The sequence below is a fragment of the Streptomyces deserti genome (genome assembly GCF_054782695.1).
In genome coordinates, this window is sequence record NZ_BAAGRZ010000004.1 from 16384 (window position 1) to 34579 (window position 18196).

The window sequence follows — 18196 nt, forward strand, 5'->3', positions numbered from 1 at the left end:
CGCTTCCGCGCCGCTCACAGTGCTCGGAGGCCGTTGATCACGTCGCGCAGAATACTCTCGTCCGGCAGTTCGGCCGGGGGTACGGGCCGGTTCACGTGGACGAGTTCCGCGTCCACGAGGTCCCCGATGAGGACCCGTACCACTCCGATCGGCAGGTCGAGTTCGGCGGCGAGTTCGGCGACCGACTGGGGAGTGTCACGGCACAGTTCGACGATGTCCACGTGTTCCGGGGACAGGGCGGGGTCCGCTTCCGGATCGTCCGCGTGGGGTTCCGTGACGACCACCGCGATCAGGTCGAGGCGGTGCTGGGCCGGACTGGTGGTGCGGCCGCGCGTCATGGCGTACGGACGGACCACCGGTCCGGCCTCGTCGTCGAACCAGTGGCTTCTTCCCTGACCGTCTGCGCTCATGTCATCCCACTACCCGCCTGCGGGCAGATCGGTGCGCGGAGCGGTGCCCAGATGCACGCCGACCCGCTTCACGAGGAGGGTCATCTCGTAGGCGACCTGTCCGACGTCAGAGTCGGCGTCCGACAGGACGGCGAGGCAGCTGCCGTCTCCGGCGGCCGTGACGAACAGGAAGGCGTCGTCGAGCTCGACGACGGTCTGCCGCACGTTGCCGGCCTCGAAGTGGCGCCCGACGCCCTTGGCGAGGCTGTGGAACCCGGAGGCGACGGCGGCCAGGTGCTCGCTGTCCTCCCGGGTCAGGTCCTTGGACACGCCGGTCGGCAAGCCGTCTCCCGAGAGCACGATGGCCTTGCGGATGCTCGCGACGCGGTCCACCAGGTCGTCGAGGAGCCAGTTCAGCTCGCCCTTGTCGGCTGCGGTGTGGCCGGTCGCCTTCGGTGCGGTCATCGACCGTCCCCCTTAGTCGTTCCTTGTGGTGCTGTGCCGCTGTGGGCGTCGTCGCCCGCGGCGTTCTCTGCGCGGCCGCGCTGCCAGCCGCGCTGGAGCGAGGCCATACGGCTGCGTACTTCCTCGGCGTCCCGCTCGACGGGCTCGGCCGTGTCCTCGGTGCGCCGCTGGGAGCTCTTCTTGAGCTGCGGGGCCAGGTTGGCCTGCCGTACGCGCCGGGGCAGCGGTGTGGTGCCGGAGGGGAGTCCCTGCGGGTCGGAGCCGGCGCCGGGCCGCAGCGGTGCGGATCCGCTCTCCGGTGGCATGGGGCCGGAGCCGGTCTGCGGCACCGCTCCGGAACGCCGGGTGGTCTCCGGGCCGCCGCCCGGGACGATCTTAGTGCCGGACGGGTGCCTGGGCAGGTCGGGGGTCTCCGGTCGGTCGTCGAGGGTGCGACCGGGCGACTCCGGGGATTCGGTGGGCTCGTCGGCGCCGGTACCCCGGTGCGCCGGGTCGGTGCCACGGCGGCGGGCGGGCAGCGGGGGCGGTGCGTCCGGTCCCGACCGGCCCTGTGTCCCGCCGGTCGAGGGTTCCTCGCCACGGCGGCGGACCGGCAGCGAGGGCGCCGGTTCCGGCCCGGGCCCGGTCGCACCGCGACCGCTGGTGGAACCCTCACCACGGCGGCGCATCGGGAGCGACGGCGCAGGCTCCTGCCCGGACCGACTCGTTCCCTGGTCGCTCGCGGGCTCGGCATCGCGACGGCGGGCCGGGAGAGACAGCGGGGCCTCCGTTTCCGGCCGGCCGGCGCCGGTCGCGGTCTCCTCGTCCGTCCTGTCCCGCCGGCCACGTTGCTCGGTGACCGGACGGCCGTGCGAACTGACCAGCTTCGGGGTGTGGCGGCGGGGCAGCGGGACCGGTGGGCTCAGCTCGTCCTCCGTGTCGGCCGGGTCCGGTGCGCCGCGGGAGCCGGGGGCCTGCCGGTGCGGCTCACGGCGGCGGCCGGAGGCCTCCTCCTCGGCGCGGGTGCCGGGACGGCGGGGTCGGAACAGGCCGCCGTGTTCGCCGTCCTCCTCCAGCGCGTCGGGGAAGTCGTCCAGGGCGTCGAGGTCGACGGGGGCCTCCAGTTCGACCGGGCCGTCCAGGAGCGAGGCGGGCAGGCCGGGCAGCTGTACGGGCACCTGGGAGAGTGCGGCACGGCGGCTCTCCCGCGGGTCGCTCTCCTTGGCGCGCTGGGGGCGGTCGAGGCGGAAGCCGATGCCGTTGGTGTCGGGGACGTCGTCCGTCAGCAGCGCGTCGGGGACGAAGACGACGGCGGTGGTGCCGCCGTACGGGGAGGGTTGCAGGGAGACCCGGACGTTCTGCCGCTGGGCGAGGCGGCTGACCACGAACAGGCCGAGCCGGTCGGTGTCGGTGAGCTCGAACTCCGGTGTCTCGGCGAGCCGGAGGTTGGCGTCCAGGAGCGCTTCGGCCGTCATACCGAGGCCACGGTCGTGGATCTCCAGCGTGAAGCCGTTGGCGACCCGCTCGCCCAGGACCTGGACGGCGGTGTGCGGCGGCGAGAACACCGTGGCGTTCTCCAGCAGTTCGGCCACGAGATGGGTGAGGTCCGCGACCGCCGGGCCGGTGACGGCGATCCGTGGCAGACGGCGTACCTCGATGCGCTCGTAGTCCTCGACCTCGGCGACGGCGGCGCGTACGACGTCCATGAGCTGGACGGGTTTGCGCCACTGCCGGGAGGGCGCGGCACCGGAGAGGATCACCAGGCCCTCGGCGTGCCGGCGCATGCGCGTGGTCAGGTGGTCGAGCCGGAACAGGTCGGCGAGTTCCTCGGTGTCCTCGGTCCGGCGCTCCATGGCGTCGAGCAGGGTGAGCTGCTTATGGAGCAGGACCTGGCTGCGGCGGGCGAGGTTGACGAAGACCTCGGAGACCCCGGCGCGTAGTTCGGCCTGCTTGACGGCGGCTTCGACGGCGGCGCGCTGCAGGGTGTTGAGGGCCTGGCCGACCTCGCCGATCTCGTTCTTGTCGTACTCCAGGCGCGGGACCTCGGTCTCGACGTCGACCTGCTCGCCCGCCGAGAGGCGGCGCATCACGCTGGGCAGCCGTACGCCGGACGCCTCGTGGGCCTCCAGGCGCAGTTGCCGCAGGTCGCGGATGAGGGCGCGGCCGACGCGCACGGACAGGAAGAGGGAGAGCAGGAGGGCGATCAGTCCGAGGACGCCGGCGATGACCGCCTTGGCGATGACGCCCATGGCGACCGGCCGCACGCGGTCCTGATAGCGGTCCTGGGCCTGGTCGTTGAGGGTGCCCAGCTCGTCGAGCACGTTCCCGGCCGCGGTGTCCCAGCTCTTCGCGGTGACGCTGCCGGGCGTGCCGGTCCCGGAGGAGACGGCCGCTTCCTCGGCGACGCGCAGCGGAGCGGAGGAGGCGTTCTTCCAGAAGCTGCCGTAGCGGTCGCGCTCGGAGGCGGGCAGCAGCGGCAGGCTGACGTCGTACATCAGGGTGCGCTGCGCCACGAGGTCGGAGATGTCCCGCGCCTCGGCACGGGAGATCCTGCCGACGATCAGGGCGGAACCGAGGAGGGCGTCCTCGCGGGAGAGCAGTTCGCGGGCGCGGGCCAGGTTGACGAGCGCGCGGTACTGCTTGTCGAGTTCGACGTTGTCGACGACGTGCAGGTTGGCGAGCAGGACGTAGCAGGGGTCGACCAGCCGGTTGTAGAGGTCGAGGGCCTGGGAGCGGTTGACGGTGCCGTCCTCGACGCTGCGGCGCAACGGCTCGATGCCGTCGAAGGCGTCCAGGACGGCGGTCAGCCGTTCGTCGGTGTCCTCGCCCATCGCGTCGCGTACGTCCGGGTCCTTGGCGTTCGCGCGGATGCCCGCGACGGCCTCGTCCGTGGCGGTCCGGCTGCGCCGGAGCGCTGCGAGTCCGTCGGAGGCCCGGGGATCGGCGAGGTGGACGAGGGTCTGACGGCGTTCCTGCTGGAGGACGCGGACGGTGTCCTCGATGGGATAGCCGATCTTCTCCACCACGGACGACACGTTGAACAGATCGCCCGCCTCACGTCCCGTGAGCACCGTGGCGAAGGCCCAGATCCCGGTCAGGGACACCAGCGGCACGAGAAGCAGCGCCACGATCTTCCGGCGGATGGACTTCCCGCGAAAGCGCATGGCCTCCCCCAGCTCAGCCCCCCGACCGACAGGGGGTACACATGTGCGTCAACAAACGGCGCGAGCCTACTACCGACGCGCAGGTATCTCGAAGAGCGGTGCGGAAGCTGAACCTCCGTACCGGCCACGAGTGATGGGGAGTTGTCCGGCCATTGCGGGAGATTGCCGCCCGGAATCCGGTGGTGATCGTGCGGGCCAATCCACAGCATGCGCCTGGGCTATTGGCCGAAATTTTTCCATCGGTGGGAATCTTCGTGACGCGTCGTTCGTCCTTCTCTACGGGAAATGGGGGCGGAATCGGCCACAGGAGCCGTATCCCGCACCTGGGCGGCGTAAAGCAGCGCAAGCCGGGCAGCCACTGGGGAGCCAGGTCTTCGAACATGGGCGAACGGTCTGCTGGCGGTGGGGAGTGACACGGTGATGGGCACGGCGGAACGGCGCAGGGCGCCCGGAGACGGCGCAGGAGTGCCGGTGACGGCTCAACGAGACCCCGAGGCGCCGGATCGCGACATTCCGGCAGCCGGGCATGGGGCGGCGGAGGGACGCGACGCTGCTGCGGCGGCGGCCACGGGCAGCGGGGCGACGCTCGGCACAGAGGCGACGGCCCACGAGGCAGCTGCTGTAACCGACGAGGAGGCCAAGGCCTACGCGCTCGGGACAGTTGGCGCAGAGGCGAGGGCATACGAAGCCGGCGCAGCCCCGGAGAAAGCGGCGAGGGCCCGCGAGACCGTGACGGCGGCTGAGAAAGAACCGAGAGCCTACGGAGCCGAACCGACTGTCGGCGAAGGGACGACCGTCTCCGGGGCCGGGACCGGGACCGGGGCCGGGACCGGGACCGGGACAGCGGCGCGCGGCAGCACGACGAGAGCCGGTGACAACCGCGCGGCACACCAGCGGCCGTACTACCGGCCGTTGTGGGTCGAGGAGCCTGCACGGCGGCCGCGGTTGCCGGATCCGGTGCGGACGGCGGCCGTGCGGGCGGTGCTCATCATCGCCGTGACACTGCTTCAGGCCATGGTGGCCTTCCTGTGCACGTTGGCCGGGTCCTGGCTGGCGTTCCCCATGGTGATCAGCAGCGTGGTCAGCACGGTGGTGGCCACGTGGGGCGCGCTCGACGTGTGGGTGACGCGCCAGGTCTGGAAGCAGCGCAACGGCGTGGTGTCGACGCCGAGCAGCACCGCGCGGGCCCTGCGGCGCGAGCGGCGCCGGGCCCGCAGGCGGGCGCGGACCGCCGAGCGGGCGCAGGAACGGATACGTCGGCGGGGTGGAGCGGGGCAGTTGTCGCACTCCTGAGGATCTGCCCGGCGTCCGGGGCCGCTTGAGCGACCCCGGTGCTGTGCGGGCGACGGCGGTACGGACGCAGGCTGTTCAGAGCGCGGCCGGCTGCACCGGTCCCTCGCCGCGTACAAGGTGGTGTCGCGCCCGCATGAAGGGGCGTGGGCGGTCCACGGCGAGTACTGCGGTCGTGCGGCCGTCCCGCTCGTACACGGCGAGAGGGGATCGAGGGCCTGCGGGTCGCCGACGGGTCGGTGATGCCGGATCTCGTCACGGTCAACCCGTGCATCGCGACCATGATGACCGGCGGGAAGTGCGCGGACCTGGTGAAGGAGGACGCCTGATCAACCCGCTGCCGGAGCGGGTCGTTTGAACATCCGTGTCGCCGTGATCTCGCTGTGCACCGACTCTCCCTCCCCGGCCGGGGTCTGCTGAGGCAGTCCCGGCCGAAGGTGTTCCTCCACGCTGATGTACTTCAGGCCGGCCCGGAGGTCGGCGTCGTTGCGCAGCCGGATGACCAGTGGGAACTCGGCGAGCGCCGTCGTGTCGAACAGGCCGGTGGTGTACAGGAGCTGGACGCCGAGCGCGTCGGCGACGGCCCGCTGGAGCTCCAGCAGATACGTGGCGTTGGCGCGACCGATCGGGTTGTCGAGGAACAGCGTGCCCGCGTGCCGGTGCTTGTCCCTGCCCCGGTCGTTGCTGCGCAGCGCGGCCATCGTGCAGTACAGGGCGATGGCGGCGGTGAGCAGCTGGCCGCCGGAGAACACGTCGCCCATCTGCCCGACGGGGACCCGCTCGGCGCGCAGCACGGCGTCCGGCTTGAGGATCTCGACGGCGACGCCCTTGGGCTGGAGCGCGGCGGCGACCCCGCGCAGCAGCAGGGACATGCCGTCCCGCCGCAGGTCGGAGTTCTTCTTGACGGCCGCGCGGGTCGCCTCGTCGATGACCTCGCCGAGCCGCTCGGTGAGCGTGGCCTGGTCGGGCTCCTCGAAGCGGATGCGCAGGAACTCCTGCCCGGACCACTCGCCGAGCCCTTCCGGAAGACGGGAGAGGCGCTGAGCGGACCTGAGGGTGGCGAGGGCCGACTCGACCAGTCCCCGCAGCCGGTCCACGATCGAGTCGCGGTTGCGCTCCAGCTGCTCCAGCTCGTCCGTCAGGACGCGGAGCCGGGGCGCGAAGGCGTTCGCCCACTTCTGGGCGTGCTCGGGCAGCGCCGAGGCGGGCAGCTCGCGGATCTGCTGCCGCGCGGGGGTGCGGACCTGCTCGTAGCGCGTGGAGTTGGCGTGCCGCACGAGGACGTCGCTGGCCTCCCGTACGGCGGCCTCGGCGGCGGACAGGTCGGCGGCGCAGCCGCGCAGGGAGCGGCGGGCCTCGGCGGCGGACTGCCGGGCCTCCTCCAGGGTGCCGGGGTACGGCTCGGGCTCCTCGTGTTCCTCCTCGGGGGCGTGCTCGCGCAGCAGGTCGCGGAGCATCGCTGCGATCTCGTCGAAGCCGCCGGCCGCGTCCTCGGCCGCGCGGTGGGCTTCCAGCAGCTCGGCGTGCGCTTCCCGGGCCTGCGTCAACGCCTCGGTGCGGGAGGCGAGTTCGGCCGTGGCCGTACGCAGCAGCGTCTGCGCGTGCTCGGCGTCGCGCGGCACCAGCTCCTCCGGGAGCTCGGTGTGGGCCTCGCCGTCCTGGGGCGCGTGCCGCTCGGCCTCGCCGCGCAGCCGCCCGAGCTGCTCGCTGGCGCTGGACATGCGGGTCTCCAGGAGCTGCACCAGCTCCTCCGCGCGTGCGGCGGCCGCCTGGCGGCTGGGACCGTCGGAGCCGTCGGGCGACTCCAGCAGTTGCTCGGCCCGGGTACGGACCTTGTTGCTGAGCCGGTCCAGTTCCGCCCGGGCCGCGCTCTCGTCGCTCTCCGCGCGGGCCTGCTCGGCGCGCAGGTCGGCGCCGACACCGACCTTCTCGTACACCTGGGAAGCTGCCCGGTAGGCCTCGCGCAGGGCGGGCAGGGACGCCTTCGGGGCCTGAGCCCCGTCCTCCGGTACGTCGTCGGGGGCCCCGGCGATCTCGGAGCGCTCGGCGCGCAGCGCACGCGCGGTACGGCGGGCGTCGTCGGCGGCGCGCTGGGCGGCACGCCGGTCCTCGTCGGCGGCGCGGGCCCGTTCCTCGGCGGCCTGGGCGCGGGCCTCCGCCTCGGTCGCGTCGTCGGCCAGTTCGCGCAGCTTGACCTGCCAGCCGGCCCGCTCGCGCAGCCGGAAGGCGAGCCCGGCGAGGGCGTCGGCGGAGCGCCGGGCCTTCTGCGCGGCCTCCTGCCGCTCGTCGCGGACCCGCACGGCCTCGGCGGCGGCCTCGTCGGCCTCCGCCCGCACGGTCCGGGCCTCGGCCAGCTCGGCCTCGGACTCCTCGGCGAAGGTCCGCGCTTCCTGTGCCGCCTGTGCCAGCTCGGCGAGCCGGCCGGCCGGGCAGCCGGTGCGCCAGGAGGCGAGCCGCGCCGCCAGCTCCCGGTCCTTGCCGAGCCGGGCGGCGAGCGTACGGATCTCCTCGTCGCGCTCGGTCGCCCGCGCCCGCAGCGCCTGCCGCTCCTCGTCGGCGGCGTGCTCGTCGTGCATGGCCGGGTTCGGCGGTACGAGGAAGACGTCACCGGTGTCCGAGTCCGGGGCCGGGGTCGGCGCGAGCAGGGCGGCGGCCGTGCCGACCGCGACGGCGGACCGGGGCAGCAGCGCGGCGTCGCTGAGCGCCTCGCGTGCACGCGCGTGCGAGGCGGGGTCGGTGATGATCACACCGTCGACGAGCTCGGGCCGGGCGGCCAGCACGCGCGCGTGGTCGGCGGGGTCGACGGCCTGCGCGAGATAGCGCCAGCCGGGCAGCGCGGGGATGCCGTGCTCGCCGAGGTACTCGACTGCGGCCAGCACGTCCGGGCCGGGCGGCAGCAGCCCGCCGTCACCGAGGGCGCCGAGGATCCGGGCATCGTCCGCAGCGGCCGTCCGCAGCTCGAACAACTGCCGCTCGGCGGAGGAGATGGCGTCGTCGAGCAGGTCGCGCAGGTCGTCGGCGAAGCGGTCGAGCTCCTCGGGGGTGAGAGGGCCATCGCCCGCGTCCGGGCGGTCGGGCGTGCCCTCGTCCTGCCGGGGCTGCGGAATCCTCGGACGGACCTCGGAGGTCAGGCTGAGCAGCTCCGCCAGCCGCTCCTCCCCCGCGAGCGCTTCGGCCGTGCGGCGCTCCGCCTGGTAGGCCCGCTCCGCCGCCGTGGCCGCGTCGGCCGCGCGGGCTGCGGTCAGTTCCGCGCGGGTCTCGGCGGCGGACGCCTCGCGCGCGTGCTCCGTGGCCCGGTGTGCCGCCTCGCGGGCGGTGTCCCAGGCCGCGACGGCCGTCTTCTCGGCGTCGCTGGCGGCGAGGGCCGCGCGGGCCGGGTCGGCGTCGGGCGCGCTGTCGTCGAGCCAGCCCGCGCGCACCGCCTCGGCGGTCTCCTGCTCGACCTCGGCGAGGCGCTGCCGCAGGTGCCCGATCTCGCTGCGGGCGCGCTGCGCCTCGGTGGCGGCCGCGGTGGAGTCCCGGTAGGCGGAGTCGCTGACGTCCTGAAGGGCGGCGGACCGCTCCTCCTCCTCGTTGGCGAGGTTCTCGGCGTTCTCGGCGGCGGCGTGCAGGGCGCGTACGAGGTCGACGGCGGCCTTGGCGCGGGCGGCCAGCGCGGGGGCGGCGTCGCGCTCCGCCTCCTGGATCGCGGCGGACACGCGCGCGACCCGGTCGGCGGCGGCGCGGTGGCGCAGCACGGCCTCGGCGGCCTGCCAGGCGGAGTGCAGCGTGCGGGCGTCGGCGAGCTCCCGCTTCTGCGCGGCGGCGGCCTTCTCGGCCGCGGCGAGCGCCAAGGAGGCGTGCCGGTAGGCGAGTTCGGCGGAGATCAGCGCGCTGCGCTCGCGCGCCGCCTCGGCCTGCGTGACGGCGTACGCGGCGGCGGTGACCCGCTGCGCCAGGTCGGCGGCGCGGACGCGTTCCTGGGCTCCGCGCGCGGTGAGCCTGCGCGCCAGGGTCCGGGTACGGCGCTCCGCCGCGGCGTGGATGTCACGCGCGCGTGTACGTGTCTCGGCCGCCTCAACGATCCGGCCGAGCAGATCCACCGACCCCGCCGTGAAGTCCCGTTCGGCGATCAGCTCGGCGCGCCGGCCCAGCTTGTTGCCGAAACCGCTGACCAGGTCGGCGAGCCCGTCGGTGTCGCGGGTGTCGGTGACGGCGCGCAGCAGCAGGTCGGTGAAGTCGGAGTCCTTCTTGACCGCGAAGAGGCCGGCGGCCTCGCCCTCGTCGGCGTTCATCTCCCGCTGGTAGCGGAACAGTTCGGGGTCGAGGCCGAGGTCGCCGAGGTGCTCGGTCCAGCGCTCGTGGATCTCCTCCCAGTGCACCTCCAAGTGCGGGTACGTCTTGCCGGCGTCCATGAGGGCGTCCCGGAAGCCCTTCATGGTGCGGCGCCGGCCCCGCGCGCCCGACTGGCCCTCGGCGGGCGGCCGTACGGCGGTGGACTCGGCGACGGGCAGGTTGTCCAGGCTGAGGCCGGGGCCGGGCCGGAAGGAGTACCAGGCCTCGGCGAACTTGCGCGGGTCGTTGGAGACCTGCCGCCCGCGCCACTCGCTGACCTTGCCGACGACGACGCACTCGCCGGTCAACACGTGCTGCCACTCCAGCGCCACGTGCCCGCAGTCGTCGGCGAGCAGGAACTTGCGCAGCACGCCGGAGCTGGCGCCGCCGAGGGTGTTGCGGTGGCCCGGGAGCATCACGGAGAAGATCAGCTTCAGCAGCACCGACTTGCCGCCGCCGTTCTCCAGGAAGAGCACACCGGCGGGCGCGGGCCGGCGCGGCGGGCCGACGGGCTCCTCCTCGAAGAATTCCGCCTGTGTGGGCGCGGGGTCGGGCACGACGTCGCCCACGCCCCGCAGGTCCAGCACGGTGTCGGCGTAGCGCGCACCGGCGGGACCGATGGAGTAGAGGCGGACCCGGGACAGCTCGTACATGGCGGACTCTCGTAAGTCTTCGTCAGGGCAGGGAGGTTCAGGCTCGGCAGGCTCAGGCGGAGTGGAACGGCAGCCCCGCGTCGGCCACCAGCTCCAGGTCGTCCGTGTCCTCGGCGGGCAGCAGGGTCGGTGTGCCGTCGGTGACCTGGACGACGCCCAGCTCCAGCAGCTCGGCCATGGCGGCGCTGCCGGCCATGTCGCGTACCTGGAGCTGGTAGCGGGCGGTCGTACGGTACGTGCCGCCGTTGTCGTCGCCCGTGCGCTGCAGGAAGCCGGAGTCGGTGAGGAAGGCGACGGCCTTGGCGACGATGCCGGTGGTCGAGCCCGCGAGGCGGCGCGCGTCCTTGGTGGCGCCGGTAGCGCTGCGTCTGGCCCAGATCCGCCACGCGGCTTCCAGGCCGGGCGCGTCGGTGGCCGGGTCGGTGTTCTCGCCCTGCTCGGTGGCCCGTTCCTCCAGGCGGCGGCAGGCCTGCCGGACGAAGGCGTCGACGCCGTTGACCGTGACCCGCCCGATGTAGCCGTCGTCGGCCAGGTCCTCGGGGCGCGGGAACGCCATGGCGGCGACGGCGAGATGGGCGAGCCCGTGCAGGAACCGGTCCCCGGAGTCGGCGGACGTACGACGCGCGTAGTCGCCCATGCGGACGGCGAAGACGGAGTCCTCGGCGGCGGTCACGGCCATCCCCGCGCGCGGGGACACCTCCAGAACGATCAGGCCCAGACCGGCCGCCACGGCGTCGGCGAGCCGCGCGAACGGCGGGTCCTCCCGGTAGCGGCGCAGCAGGTCGGCGTACTCCTGGTCACGCGCCGGCTGCAGCTTGGGCTGCAGGCCGAAGGCGACGAGCCGCGCCGCGTCGGCGGCGTCGGCGGGGGTGACGGCGGCGCTCCCCGGTGCGGCGGGGGCCTCCGGCTCACTCCACTCGACGTGCTCGGTCACGGTTGGGGCTCCTTGCTGCGATGGTGCTCAGTCACGCTGCTTCCGTCCTGTCCGCCGCCATCCCGGCCGCGTCCAGCAGGGCCGTGCCGACGATGAGGTCGGCACCGCCGAACTCCGGATCGTCGAGCTCCGTGCCGTCGTCCACGGCGAACAACAGCTTCTGCTCGCCCTGGCGGTAGGCGGTGCCGACCGGCGGACTCGCCGCGTGGATCGCCAACAGGGCCACCAGATACGGCAGGTCGGGATCCTGCTTGCGTGCGTCCGCCAACAGCCCGGAGAGCCGGCGCGGCGCATCGGCCGGCAGGTCCAGCAGCTCCATCGCCGCCGCCATCTGCTCCTCGCTGAACCGGCTGTCGTCCGGAGTGGCGATGAGGTCGGGCTCGGGCATCTCGGCGCCCAGGTGCTCCCGCACCACGGGCGGCGTCAGCAGTATGTCGACGAGGTCGCCGACCCGGACGGACACCGGTGTGCGCAGCCCGGTGCCGCGCGCGAAGAAGGCGTCGGTGACCCGGACCGCCTGCTCCAGCGGCAACGGCAGGACGGGCGCGACGAGCTGCCCGTACAGGTCTATCCCCGCCCCGGACGCGGGCGTGGCGAAGGCCTGCCGGTCCTGCTCGGCGCGGAAGAGCGGCCCGGCCTCCAGCAGCCGGGACTGCAGCTGTGTGTGGCGGCGGATGCAGTCCTTGACGATGTCGACCAGCTCGGCCGCGCGGCGCTTGTGCTCGGGGTCCTCGGACTCGTCGCGCGCCTTGCGGATGTTGGTGAGGATCGCGTTCTCGTGGCGGTAGCGGTCGGCGACGTGGTCGAGCGCTTCGGCGATCATGTCGGGCACGGCGTTGAGCCAGTCGACCGCGCGCACGTTGCGCCGGGTCGCGTCGAGCGCCTTGCGCAGCGTCTCCGAATACTGCACGGTCCGGTACCGGGCCTGCTCCGCCGCGAGTTGGGCGTCGGCGAGGCGGCCGCGGCTGATCAGCACCTCCAGCTTGACCTCGGCGGCGATCTGCGCGCTGGTGACATCGGTGTCGAGGGCGCCGACGAGGACGTTGACCGCCTCGTCCGTCGTACGGAGATAGACCGTGCCGCCGGGGCCGGGGACCTCCTCGATCAGCTTGAAGTCGTAGTCGCGGCGCACATAGGTGCCGTCGGGCCCGAAGGTGCCGTACACCGCGCGGAAGCCGCGGTCGACGCTGCCGACGTTGATCAGGTTCTCCAGGACCCAGCGGGCCACCCTCTCGTGCTCGGCGGTGGGCCGCTGCGGGGCCTGGGCGGCGATGCGGGGGATGAGTCGGGCGACGATCTGGTCGTGGTCCGCGCCGGTGTCGAAGTCCATGTTGAGCGTGACGAGGTCGATGGCCGCGAGGGCCACCTCCGCCATGCCGTACACCGAGTACTCGCCCGCGAGGTTGGCCTTGCGCGCGTCGAGGTCGTGCAGCGGCGCGGTGCAGGCGAGCGCGCGCAGCCGCCGCGCCAGTCCTTCGTCGGCGGCCGGCCCCGGGGCAGGGCGCGGCCCCGCGCTGAGCTGGGGCGGAACACGATCCGTCGATGCTGGCGAAGTCACGGTGCACAGACTAGGTCCTCGGTCTGACAACGGCCCAAACGACGCAGAGGCGCCCCGGCGGCACGGTTGTCACCCCGATCCGGCTCAGTCCTCAGTCCCCGGCGCCTTCCTCCGCCACCCGCCGCCGGTACACCTCCACGATCCGCTCCAGCGAGACGTCGAGGTACCGGGCGAGGAGCCCCTCGGCCTTGTCGCGCTCCCCGGCCTGAAGAGCCTCGAGAATGGCGACATTTCGCTCGATGTACGGTTCGTGCAGCTTGCGCGGATCGTCCACGACGTGGAAGGCGAGGCGCAGTTCGGCGAAGACACTGCGCATCAGCTCGTCGGTGCGCTCGCTGACGGCGAGGGCGACGAGTTCCCGGTGGAAGTGGATATTGGCCGTACCCACCGCTTTCCAGTCACCTTCGCGGGCCGCCCGGCGCCCCTCCGCGACGGCCCGCGCGAGCGCGTCGACGTCGTACGGCGGCTCGCCGAGCCCGCGGACGACGGCGCACTCGACGAGGCGGCGGGTGCGGTAGATGTCCTCGACGTCCTCGACGGTCAGGACCCGGACGAAGACGCCCCGGTTCAGCTCGTGGACGAGCAGGCGTTCGTGCGTGAGCAGCCGGAAGGCCTCGCGCAGCGTGTTGCGGGAGACGCCGAGCGCGCCGCCGATGCTGTCCTCCGACAGCCGTGTCCCGGGCGGGAAGTACCCCTCGGCGATGCGGCTCCGGAGGATGTCCGCGACCCGCTCGGCGGTGCTGGTGCGCCCGAGGAGGGCCCGGTCGTCGGCGAGGTCCTTCAGCTGCTCTGCCATGCCGGAATTCAATCGCAGATCACAAGAACGAAACAACATGGGTATTGAGGGATCGTTGAACAATCCTCTACGGTGCTACGCACGGCGCCGCCTCCCTCACCGCGGCGCCGGTCCGACTCCGCACCGCACGGCTCAGTCCCAAGCACCCTCCGTCCTCCTTCTGCGAGGTGCCCATGAGCACGACCCCTCCACCGCAGGCCCGCACCGACGACCCACGCCCCGCGGCGGCTGAACGCACCACCGACGACGGGGCGTTGGGCTGGCTGCGGGCCCTCGGACCGCGCGGCCGCCGCGCCTTCGGCGGCGCGTTCGGCGGCTATGCCCTGGACTCGTACGACTACTTCACGCTGCCGCTGAGCATGGTCGCGCTGGCTGCGTACTTCGGCCTCGACAGCGGCCAGACGGGCCTCTTCACGACCGTCACCCTGGTGGTCTCCGCGGTCGGCGGCGCCCTCGCGGGCGTGCTGGCGGACCGGATCGGCCGGGTCAAGGCGCTGCTGCTCACGGTGATCACGTACGCGGTGTTCACCGTCGCCTGCGGTTTCGCGCCCAACTACGAGACGCTGCTGGTCTTCCGCGCCCTGCAGGGCCTCGGTTTCGGCGGTGAGTGGGCGGTCGGCGCGATCCTGGTCGCCGAGTACGCGAGCGCCAAGCACCGGGGCCGCACCCTGGGCGCGATCCAGAGCTCGTGGGCCGTGGGGTGGGCGCTGGCCGCGATCGTGTACACCCTGGTCTTCTCGCTGGTCGACGACGACCTGGCCTGGCGCATCATGTTCTGGACCGGCGCGCTGCCCGCGCTGCTGGTGGTCTGGGTGCGGCGCAGTGTGCACGACGCACCGCAGGCGGTCGCCGCGCGCGAGCGGAGCGCCGACAAGGGCTCCTTCACGGCGATCTTCAAGCCCGGCCTGTTGCGCACCACCGTCTTCGCCGTGCTGCTCTCCACCGGCGTCCAGGGCGGCTACTACACGCTCGCCACCTGGGTGCCGACCTACCTGAAGACCGAGCGGGACCTGTCGGTCGTCGGCACCGGCGGCTATCTGACGTTCCTGATCTCGGGCGCCTTCATCGGCTACCTGACCGGCGGGTACCTCACCGACCGGCTGGGCCGCCGCCGCAACATCTGGCTGTTCGCCCTGCTGTCGGCGATCTGCATCCTGGCGTACGCGAACATCCCGAGCGGCGCCAACGGCCTGCTCCTGGTGCTCGGTTTCCCGCTCGGGTTCTGCATGTCGGCGATCTTCAGCGGCTTCGGCTCCTACCTGAGCGAGCTGTACCCGACGGCGGTGCGCGGAACGGGCCAGGGCTTCACGTACAACACCGGGCGCGCGGTGGGCGCCGTCTTCCCCACGACGGTCGGCTTCCTGGCCGACAGCTGGGGCGTGGGCGGCGCGCTGGTCTTCGGCGCGATCGGCTACGGACTGGCGGCGCTGGCCCTGCTGGGGCTGCCGGAGACGCGCGGGAAGGAGCTCACGTGAACCGCACCCCAACCGAGCACCGTCCTGTGACCCTCGTCGACGAGCGCGCGCACGCGTGGAGCCCGAAAACCGCGCGGGCCCGCTTCCGGGCGGGTCTGACGGGCCCCACCGCCGGGGTCGCGGCGGGACACACCCAGGTCAACCTGATCTCGGTGCCCGCCGACTGGGCGTACGACGTGCTGCTGTTCTGCCAGCGCAACCCCAAGCCCTGCCCCGTCCTCGACGTCACCGACGCCGGATCATGGACGACCGTCCTCGCGGACGGCGCCGACCTGCGCACCGATCTGCCCCGCTACCGGGTGTGGCAGGACGGCGAGCTGGTGGACGAGCCGACGGACGTGCGCGCGTACTGGCGGGACGACCTGGTGTCGTTCCTGATCGGCTGCAGCTTCACCTTCGAGTGGACGCTGGCCGAGGCGGGCGTGCCGATGCGGCACGTCGAGCAGGGCCGGAACGTTCCCATGTACGTGACGAGTCGGCAGTGCCGCCCGGCGGGGCGGCTGCACGGGCCGCTGGTGGTGTCCATGCGGCCGGTTCCGCCGCGGCATCTGGCGGCGGCGATCCGGGAGAGCAGTCTGCTGCCCGCGGTGCACGGCAGCCCCGTGCACTGCGGCGATCCGGCGGGGCTCGGCATCGCCGACCTCGGCCGCCCCGACTTCGGCGATCCCGTGGACCCCGAACCCGATGACATCCCGGTGTTCTGGGCCTGCGGAGTGACCCCGCAGGCCGCGGTGATGGCCTCGCGTCCGCCGTTCGCCCTCACCCACGCCCCGGGCCAGATGTTCCTCACCGACGCCCGCGACGAGCAGTACCGCGTGGCCTGAGAAGGAGACACTGGAACCATGACCTCGATCGATCTGAACGCCGACCTCGGCGAGGGCTTCGGCCGCTGGCGGCTCACCGACGACGAGCGCCTGCTGTCCGTCGTCACCAGCGCCAACGTGGCCTGCGGCTTCCACGCCGGGGACGCGATCACCATGCGGCGGGTGTGCGAGCTGGCGGCCGAGCGGAGGGTGCGGATCGGCGCCCAGGTCTCCTACAGGGACCTGGCAGGGTTCGGGCGGCGCGCGATGGACGTGCCGCCCGCCGAACTGGCCGCCGAGGTGGCCTACCAGATCGGCGCCCTGGAGGTCTTCGCCCGTGCGGCGGGCGCCCGCGTGGCGTACGTCAAGCCGCACGGAGCGCTCTACAACCGGGTGGTCCACGACGAGGAGCAGGCCGGTGCGGTCGTCGACGGGGTGCTCCTCGCGGACGCCACGCTGCCCGTGCTCGGCCTGCCCGGCTCACGTCTGCTGGAACTGGCCGGGAAGGCGGGGCTGCCCGTCGTCACGGAGGCGTTCGCGGACCGCGCGTACACCGACGAGGGCACGCTCGTGCCGCGCCGGGAGGAGGGCGCCGTGATCACCGACCCGGCGGCCGTCGTGGAGCGCTCGGTGAGCCTGGCCCGCTCGGGTGAGGTCACCTCCCGCTCCGGGGCACGGATCGCGGTACGCGCGCGTTCCCTGTGCCTGCACGGCGACACGCCCGGCGCGGTGGACCTGGCGCGCCGGGTCCGGGAACGGCTCGAGGCGTCCGGTGTCCGGGTGGAGGCGTTCGCATGAGAGTCCTGCCGGTCGGCGATGACGCCCTGCTCGTCGAGGTCGCCTCGGGCGACGAGGCCCAGGCGCTGCACGCGGAGCTGCTGCGGCGCCGCGCGGAGGGCGCGCTGACGGTCCGCGAGATCGTGCCCGCGGCCCGTACGGTCCTCCTCGACGGTCTCGCCGACCCGGCCCGGCTCGCCTCCGAACTGACCGCCACCGACGTGCCGCCCGCGCCCCCACGCGCGCGTGAGGTGGTCGAGATCCCGGTGCGCTACGACGGCCCGGACCTGGCCGACGTGGCCGCCCACTGGGATGTCCCCGAAGAGGACGTGGCGCGCATCCATGCCGCGACCGAATTCCGGGTCGCCTTCTGCGGGTTCGCGCCCGGCTTCGGCTATCTCACCGGGCTGCCGCCGCGCTACGACGTCCCGCGCCGGGCCACCCCGCGCACGGCGGTCCCGGCAGGGTCGGTCGCGCTGGCGGGGCCGTACACGGGCGTGTACCCGCGCTCGTCGCCGGGCGGCTGGCAGCTGATCGGCACGACGGACGTCGTCCTGTGGGACCACGCGCGCGTGCCGGCCGCTCTGTTGTCGCCGGGCACGCGCGTGCGCTTCGTTCCGGTCGAGACGGAGGCGTCATGACGGACCGCGCGCTCGCCGTCGTACGCGCCGGGGCCCTGACCACCGTCCAGGACCGGGGGCGCCCCGGTCACGCCCACCTCGGCGTGCCCCGCTCCGGAGCGCTGGACGGGCCCGCCGCGGCGCTGGTCAACCGGCTCGTCGGCAATCCGTCCGAGGCGGCTGTCCTGGAGACGACCCTCACCGGCTGTGCCGTACGGCCCCGTTCGGCGGTCACCGCGGCAGTCGGGGGCGCGCCCTGCCGCGTCACGGTGAACGGACGCCCGGTCCCCTGGGGCACGCCGGTCCGCGTGCCCGCCGGGGCGCTGCTGGACGTCGGACCCGCCACAACCGGCGTGCGCAGCTACGTGGCCGTCTCCGGCGGCATCGCCGTCGAGCCGGTGCTCGGCAGCCGCTCGACCGACCTGCTGTCGGGCCTCGGCCCGGCGCCCCTCACGGACGGCGTCGTGCTGCCCCTGGGCACTCCTCAGGAGCTCCACGCGCGCGTGGACGTCGCCCCGCAGCCGGCGCCCCCGGCCGAACTCGTGCTCCGCGTGACGCTCGGCCCGCGCGACGACTGGTTCACCCCGGAAGCCGTACGGGCCTTCACCTCGCGCGCGTACCGCGTCTCCCCCGCGAGCAACCGCATCGGGCTGCGCACCACCGGACCCGCCCTGGAGCGGGCCCGGTCGGAGGAACTCCCCAGCGAGGGCATGGTGCTCGGCGCGGTCCAGGTCCCGCCCGACGGCATGCCGGTGGTGTTCCTGGCCGACCACCCGACCACCGGGGGCTATCCGGTGATCGCCGTGGTCCGCGCCGCCGACCTCCCGGCCGCCGCACAGGCCGTGCCGGGCACTCCGGTGCGCTTCGTGGCGGTCCGCCGCCGCTGAGCCCCAGGTCGCATGGCGCTGAGCTCCAGGCAGCATGGCGCTGAGCCCCCAGCAGCATGACGCTGAGCTGCCCTAGGACTGCCCCTGGGCCG

13 protein-coding genes and 1 pseudogene are annotated in these 18196 nt (G+C 73.5%); 7 read left to right on the forward strand and 7 right to left on the reverse strand.

The genetic code is table 11. From position 1 onward, the window contains the following. Positions 1-14 precede the first annotated feature (14 nt). From ACYVMZ_RS10265 to ACYVMZ_RS10275, 3 genes are read right to left on the reverse strand one after another with little or no spacing between them, the layout of a single operon-like run. Positions 15-410 carry a DUF742 domain-containing protein gene (locus ACYVMZ_RS10265; protein WP_461077889.1) on the reverse strand — a complete coding sequence of 132 codons (396 nt, stop codon included), beginning with the start codon at positions 408-410 and terminating at the stop codon, positions 15-17. A 9-nt stretch (positions 411-419) separates the two neighbouring features. Beyond that, positions 420-854, reverse strand: a complete 435-nt coding sequence (locus tag ACYVMZ_RS10270) for a roadblock/LC7 domain-containing protein (protein WP_461077891.1) — start codon at positions 852-854, stop codon at positions 420-422. Then, positions 851-3997: a sensor histidine kinase gene (locus ACYVMZ_RS10275; RefSeq protein WP_461077893.1), complete on the reverse strand. Its 3147-nt coding sequence runs from the start codon at positions 3995-3997 to the stop codon at positions 851-853. The genes ACYVMZ_RS10270 and ACYVMZ_RS10275 overlap by 4 nt, the downstream gene beginning before the upstream one ends. A 729-nt stretch (positions 3998-4726) precedes the next feature. Between ACYVMZ_RS10275 and ACYVMZ_RS10280 the strand changes: the two genes are divergently transcribed. After that, positions 4727-5290, forward strand: a complete 564-nt coding sequence (locus tag ACYVMZ_RS10280) for a hypothetical protein (protein ID WP_461078518.1) — start codon at positions 4727-4729, stop codon at positions 5288-5290. A 185-nt stretch (positions 5291-5475) separates the two neighbouring features. Beyond that, positions 5476-5616: pseudogene (locus ACYVMZ_RS10285) on the forward strand (GMC oxidoreductase); the annotation flags it as partial. On the opposite strand, the gene ACYVMZ_RS10290 reads toward ACYVMZ_RS10285, so the two are convergent. The 4 genes from ACYVMZ_RS10290 to ACYVMZ_RS10305 all read right to left on the reverse strand — a co-directional run bounded on the left by ACYVMZ_RS10290 (position 5617) and on the right by ACYVMZ_RS10305 (position 13542). Beyond that, positions 5617-10254 (reverse strand): hypothetical protein, encoded by a 4638-nt coding sequence (locus ACYVMZ_RS10290; RefSeq protein WP_461077895.1) that lies wholly within the window; start codon positions 10252-10254, stop codon positions 5617-5619. Positions 10255-10306: 52 nt separating this feature from the next. Next, a complete protein-coding gene (locus ACYVMZ_RS10295) occupies positions 10307-11188 on the reverse strand; it encodes a hypothetical protein (protein WP_461077897.1) in 882 nt (293 codons plus the stop codon). Between the two features lie 31 nt (positions 11189-11219). Next, positions 11220-12746, reverse strand: coding sequence for a hypothetical protein (locus ACYVMZ_RS10300; protein WP_461077899.1), 1527 nt, complete (start codon positions 12744-12746; stop codon positions 11220-11222). A gap of 91 nt (positions 12747-12837) precedes the next feature. Continuing rightward, positions 12838-13542 (reverse strand): GntR family transcriptional regulator, encoded by a 705-nt coding sequence (locus ACYVMZ_RS10305; RefSeq protein ID WP_461077901.1) that lies wholly within the window; start codon positions 13540-13542, stop codon positions 12838-12840. A gap of 173 nt (positions 13543-13715) precedes the next feature. Between ACYVMZ_RS10305 and ACYVMZ_RS10310 the strand changes: the two genes are divergently transcribed. The 5 genes from ACYVMZ_RS10310 to ACYVMZ_RS10330 are packed head-to-tail and all read left to right on the forward strand — an operon-like array spanning position 13716 to position 18104. After that, positions 13716-15017 carry an MFS transporter gene (locus ACYVMZ_RS10310; RefSeq protein ID WP_461077903.1) on the forward strand — a complete coding sequence of 434 codons (1302 nt, stop codon included), beginning with the start codon at positions 13716-13718 and terminating at the stop codon, positions 15015-15017. Further along, the gene (locus tag ACYVMZ_RS10315; protein ID WP_461077905.1) at positions 15014-15841 is read left to right on the forward strand and encodes a putative hydro-lyase; all 828 of its coding nucleotides are present in this window, start codon (positions 15014-15016) and stop codon (positions 15839-15841) included. Before ACYVMZ_RS10310 ends, ACYVMZ_RS10315 begins: the two co-directional genes overlap by 4 nt. An 18-nt stretch (positions 15842-15859) precedes the next feature. Continuing rightward, complete coding sequence (locus tag ACYVMZ_RS10320) at positions 15860-16618, forward strand: LamB/YcsF family protein (protein ID WP_461077907.1); 759 nt, start codon at positions 15860-15862, stop codon at positions 16616-16618. After that, entirely contained in the window at positions 16615-17238 is a 624-nt protein-coding gene (gene pxpB / locus ACYVMZ_RS10325) for a 5-oxoprolinase subunit PxpB (RefSeq protein WP_461077909.1), read from the forward strand. The genes ACYVMZ_RS10320 and pxpB overlap by 4 nt, the downstream gene beginning before the upstream one ends. Further along, positions 17235-18104 carry a 5-oxoprolinase subunit C family protein gene (locus ACYVMZ_RS10330; RefSeq protein ID WP_461077911.1) on the forward strand — a complete coding sequence of 290 codons (870 nt, stop codon included), beginning with the start codon at positions 17235-17237 and terminating at the stop codon, positions 18102-18104. The genes pxpB and ACYVMZ_RS10330 overlap by 4 nt, the downstream gene beginning before the upstream one ends. The last annotated feature ends 92 nt before the right edge of the window (positions 18105-18196 follow it).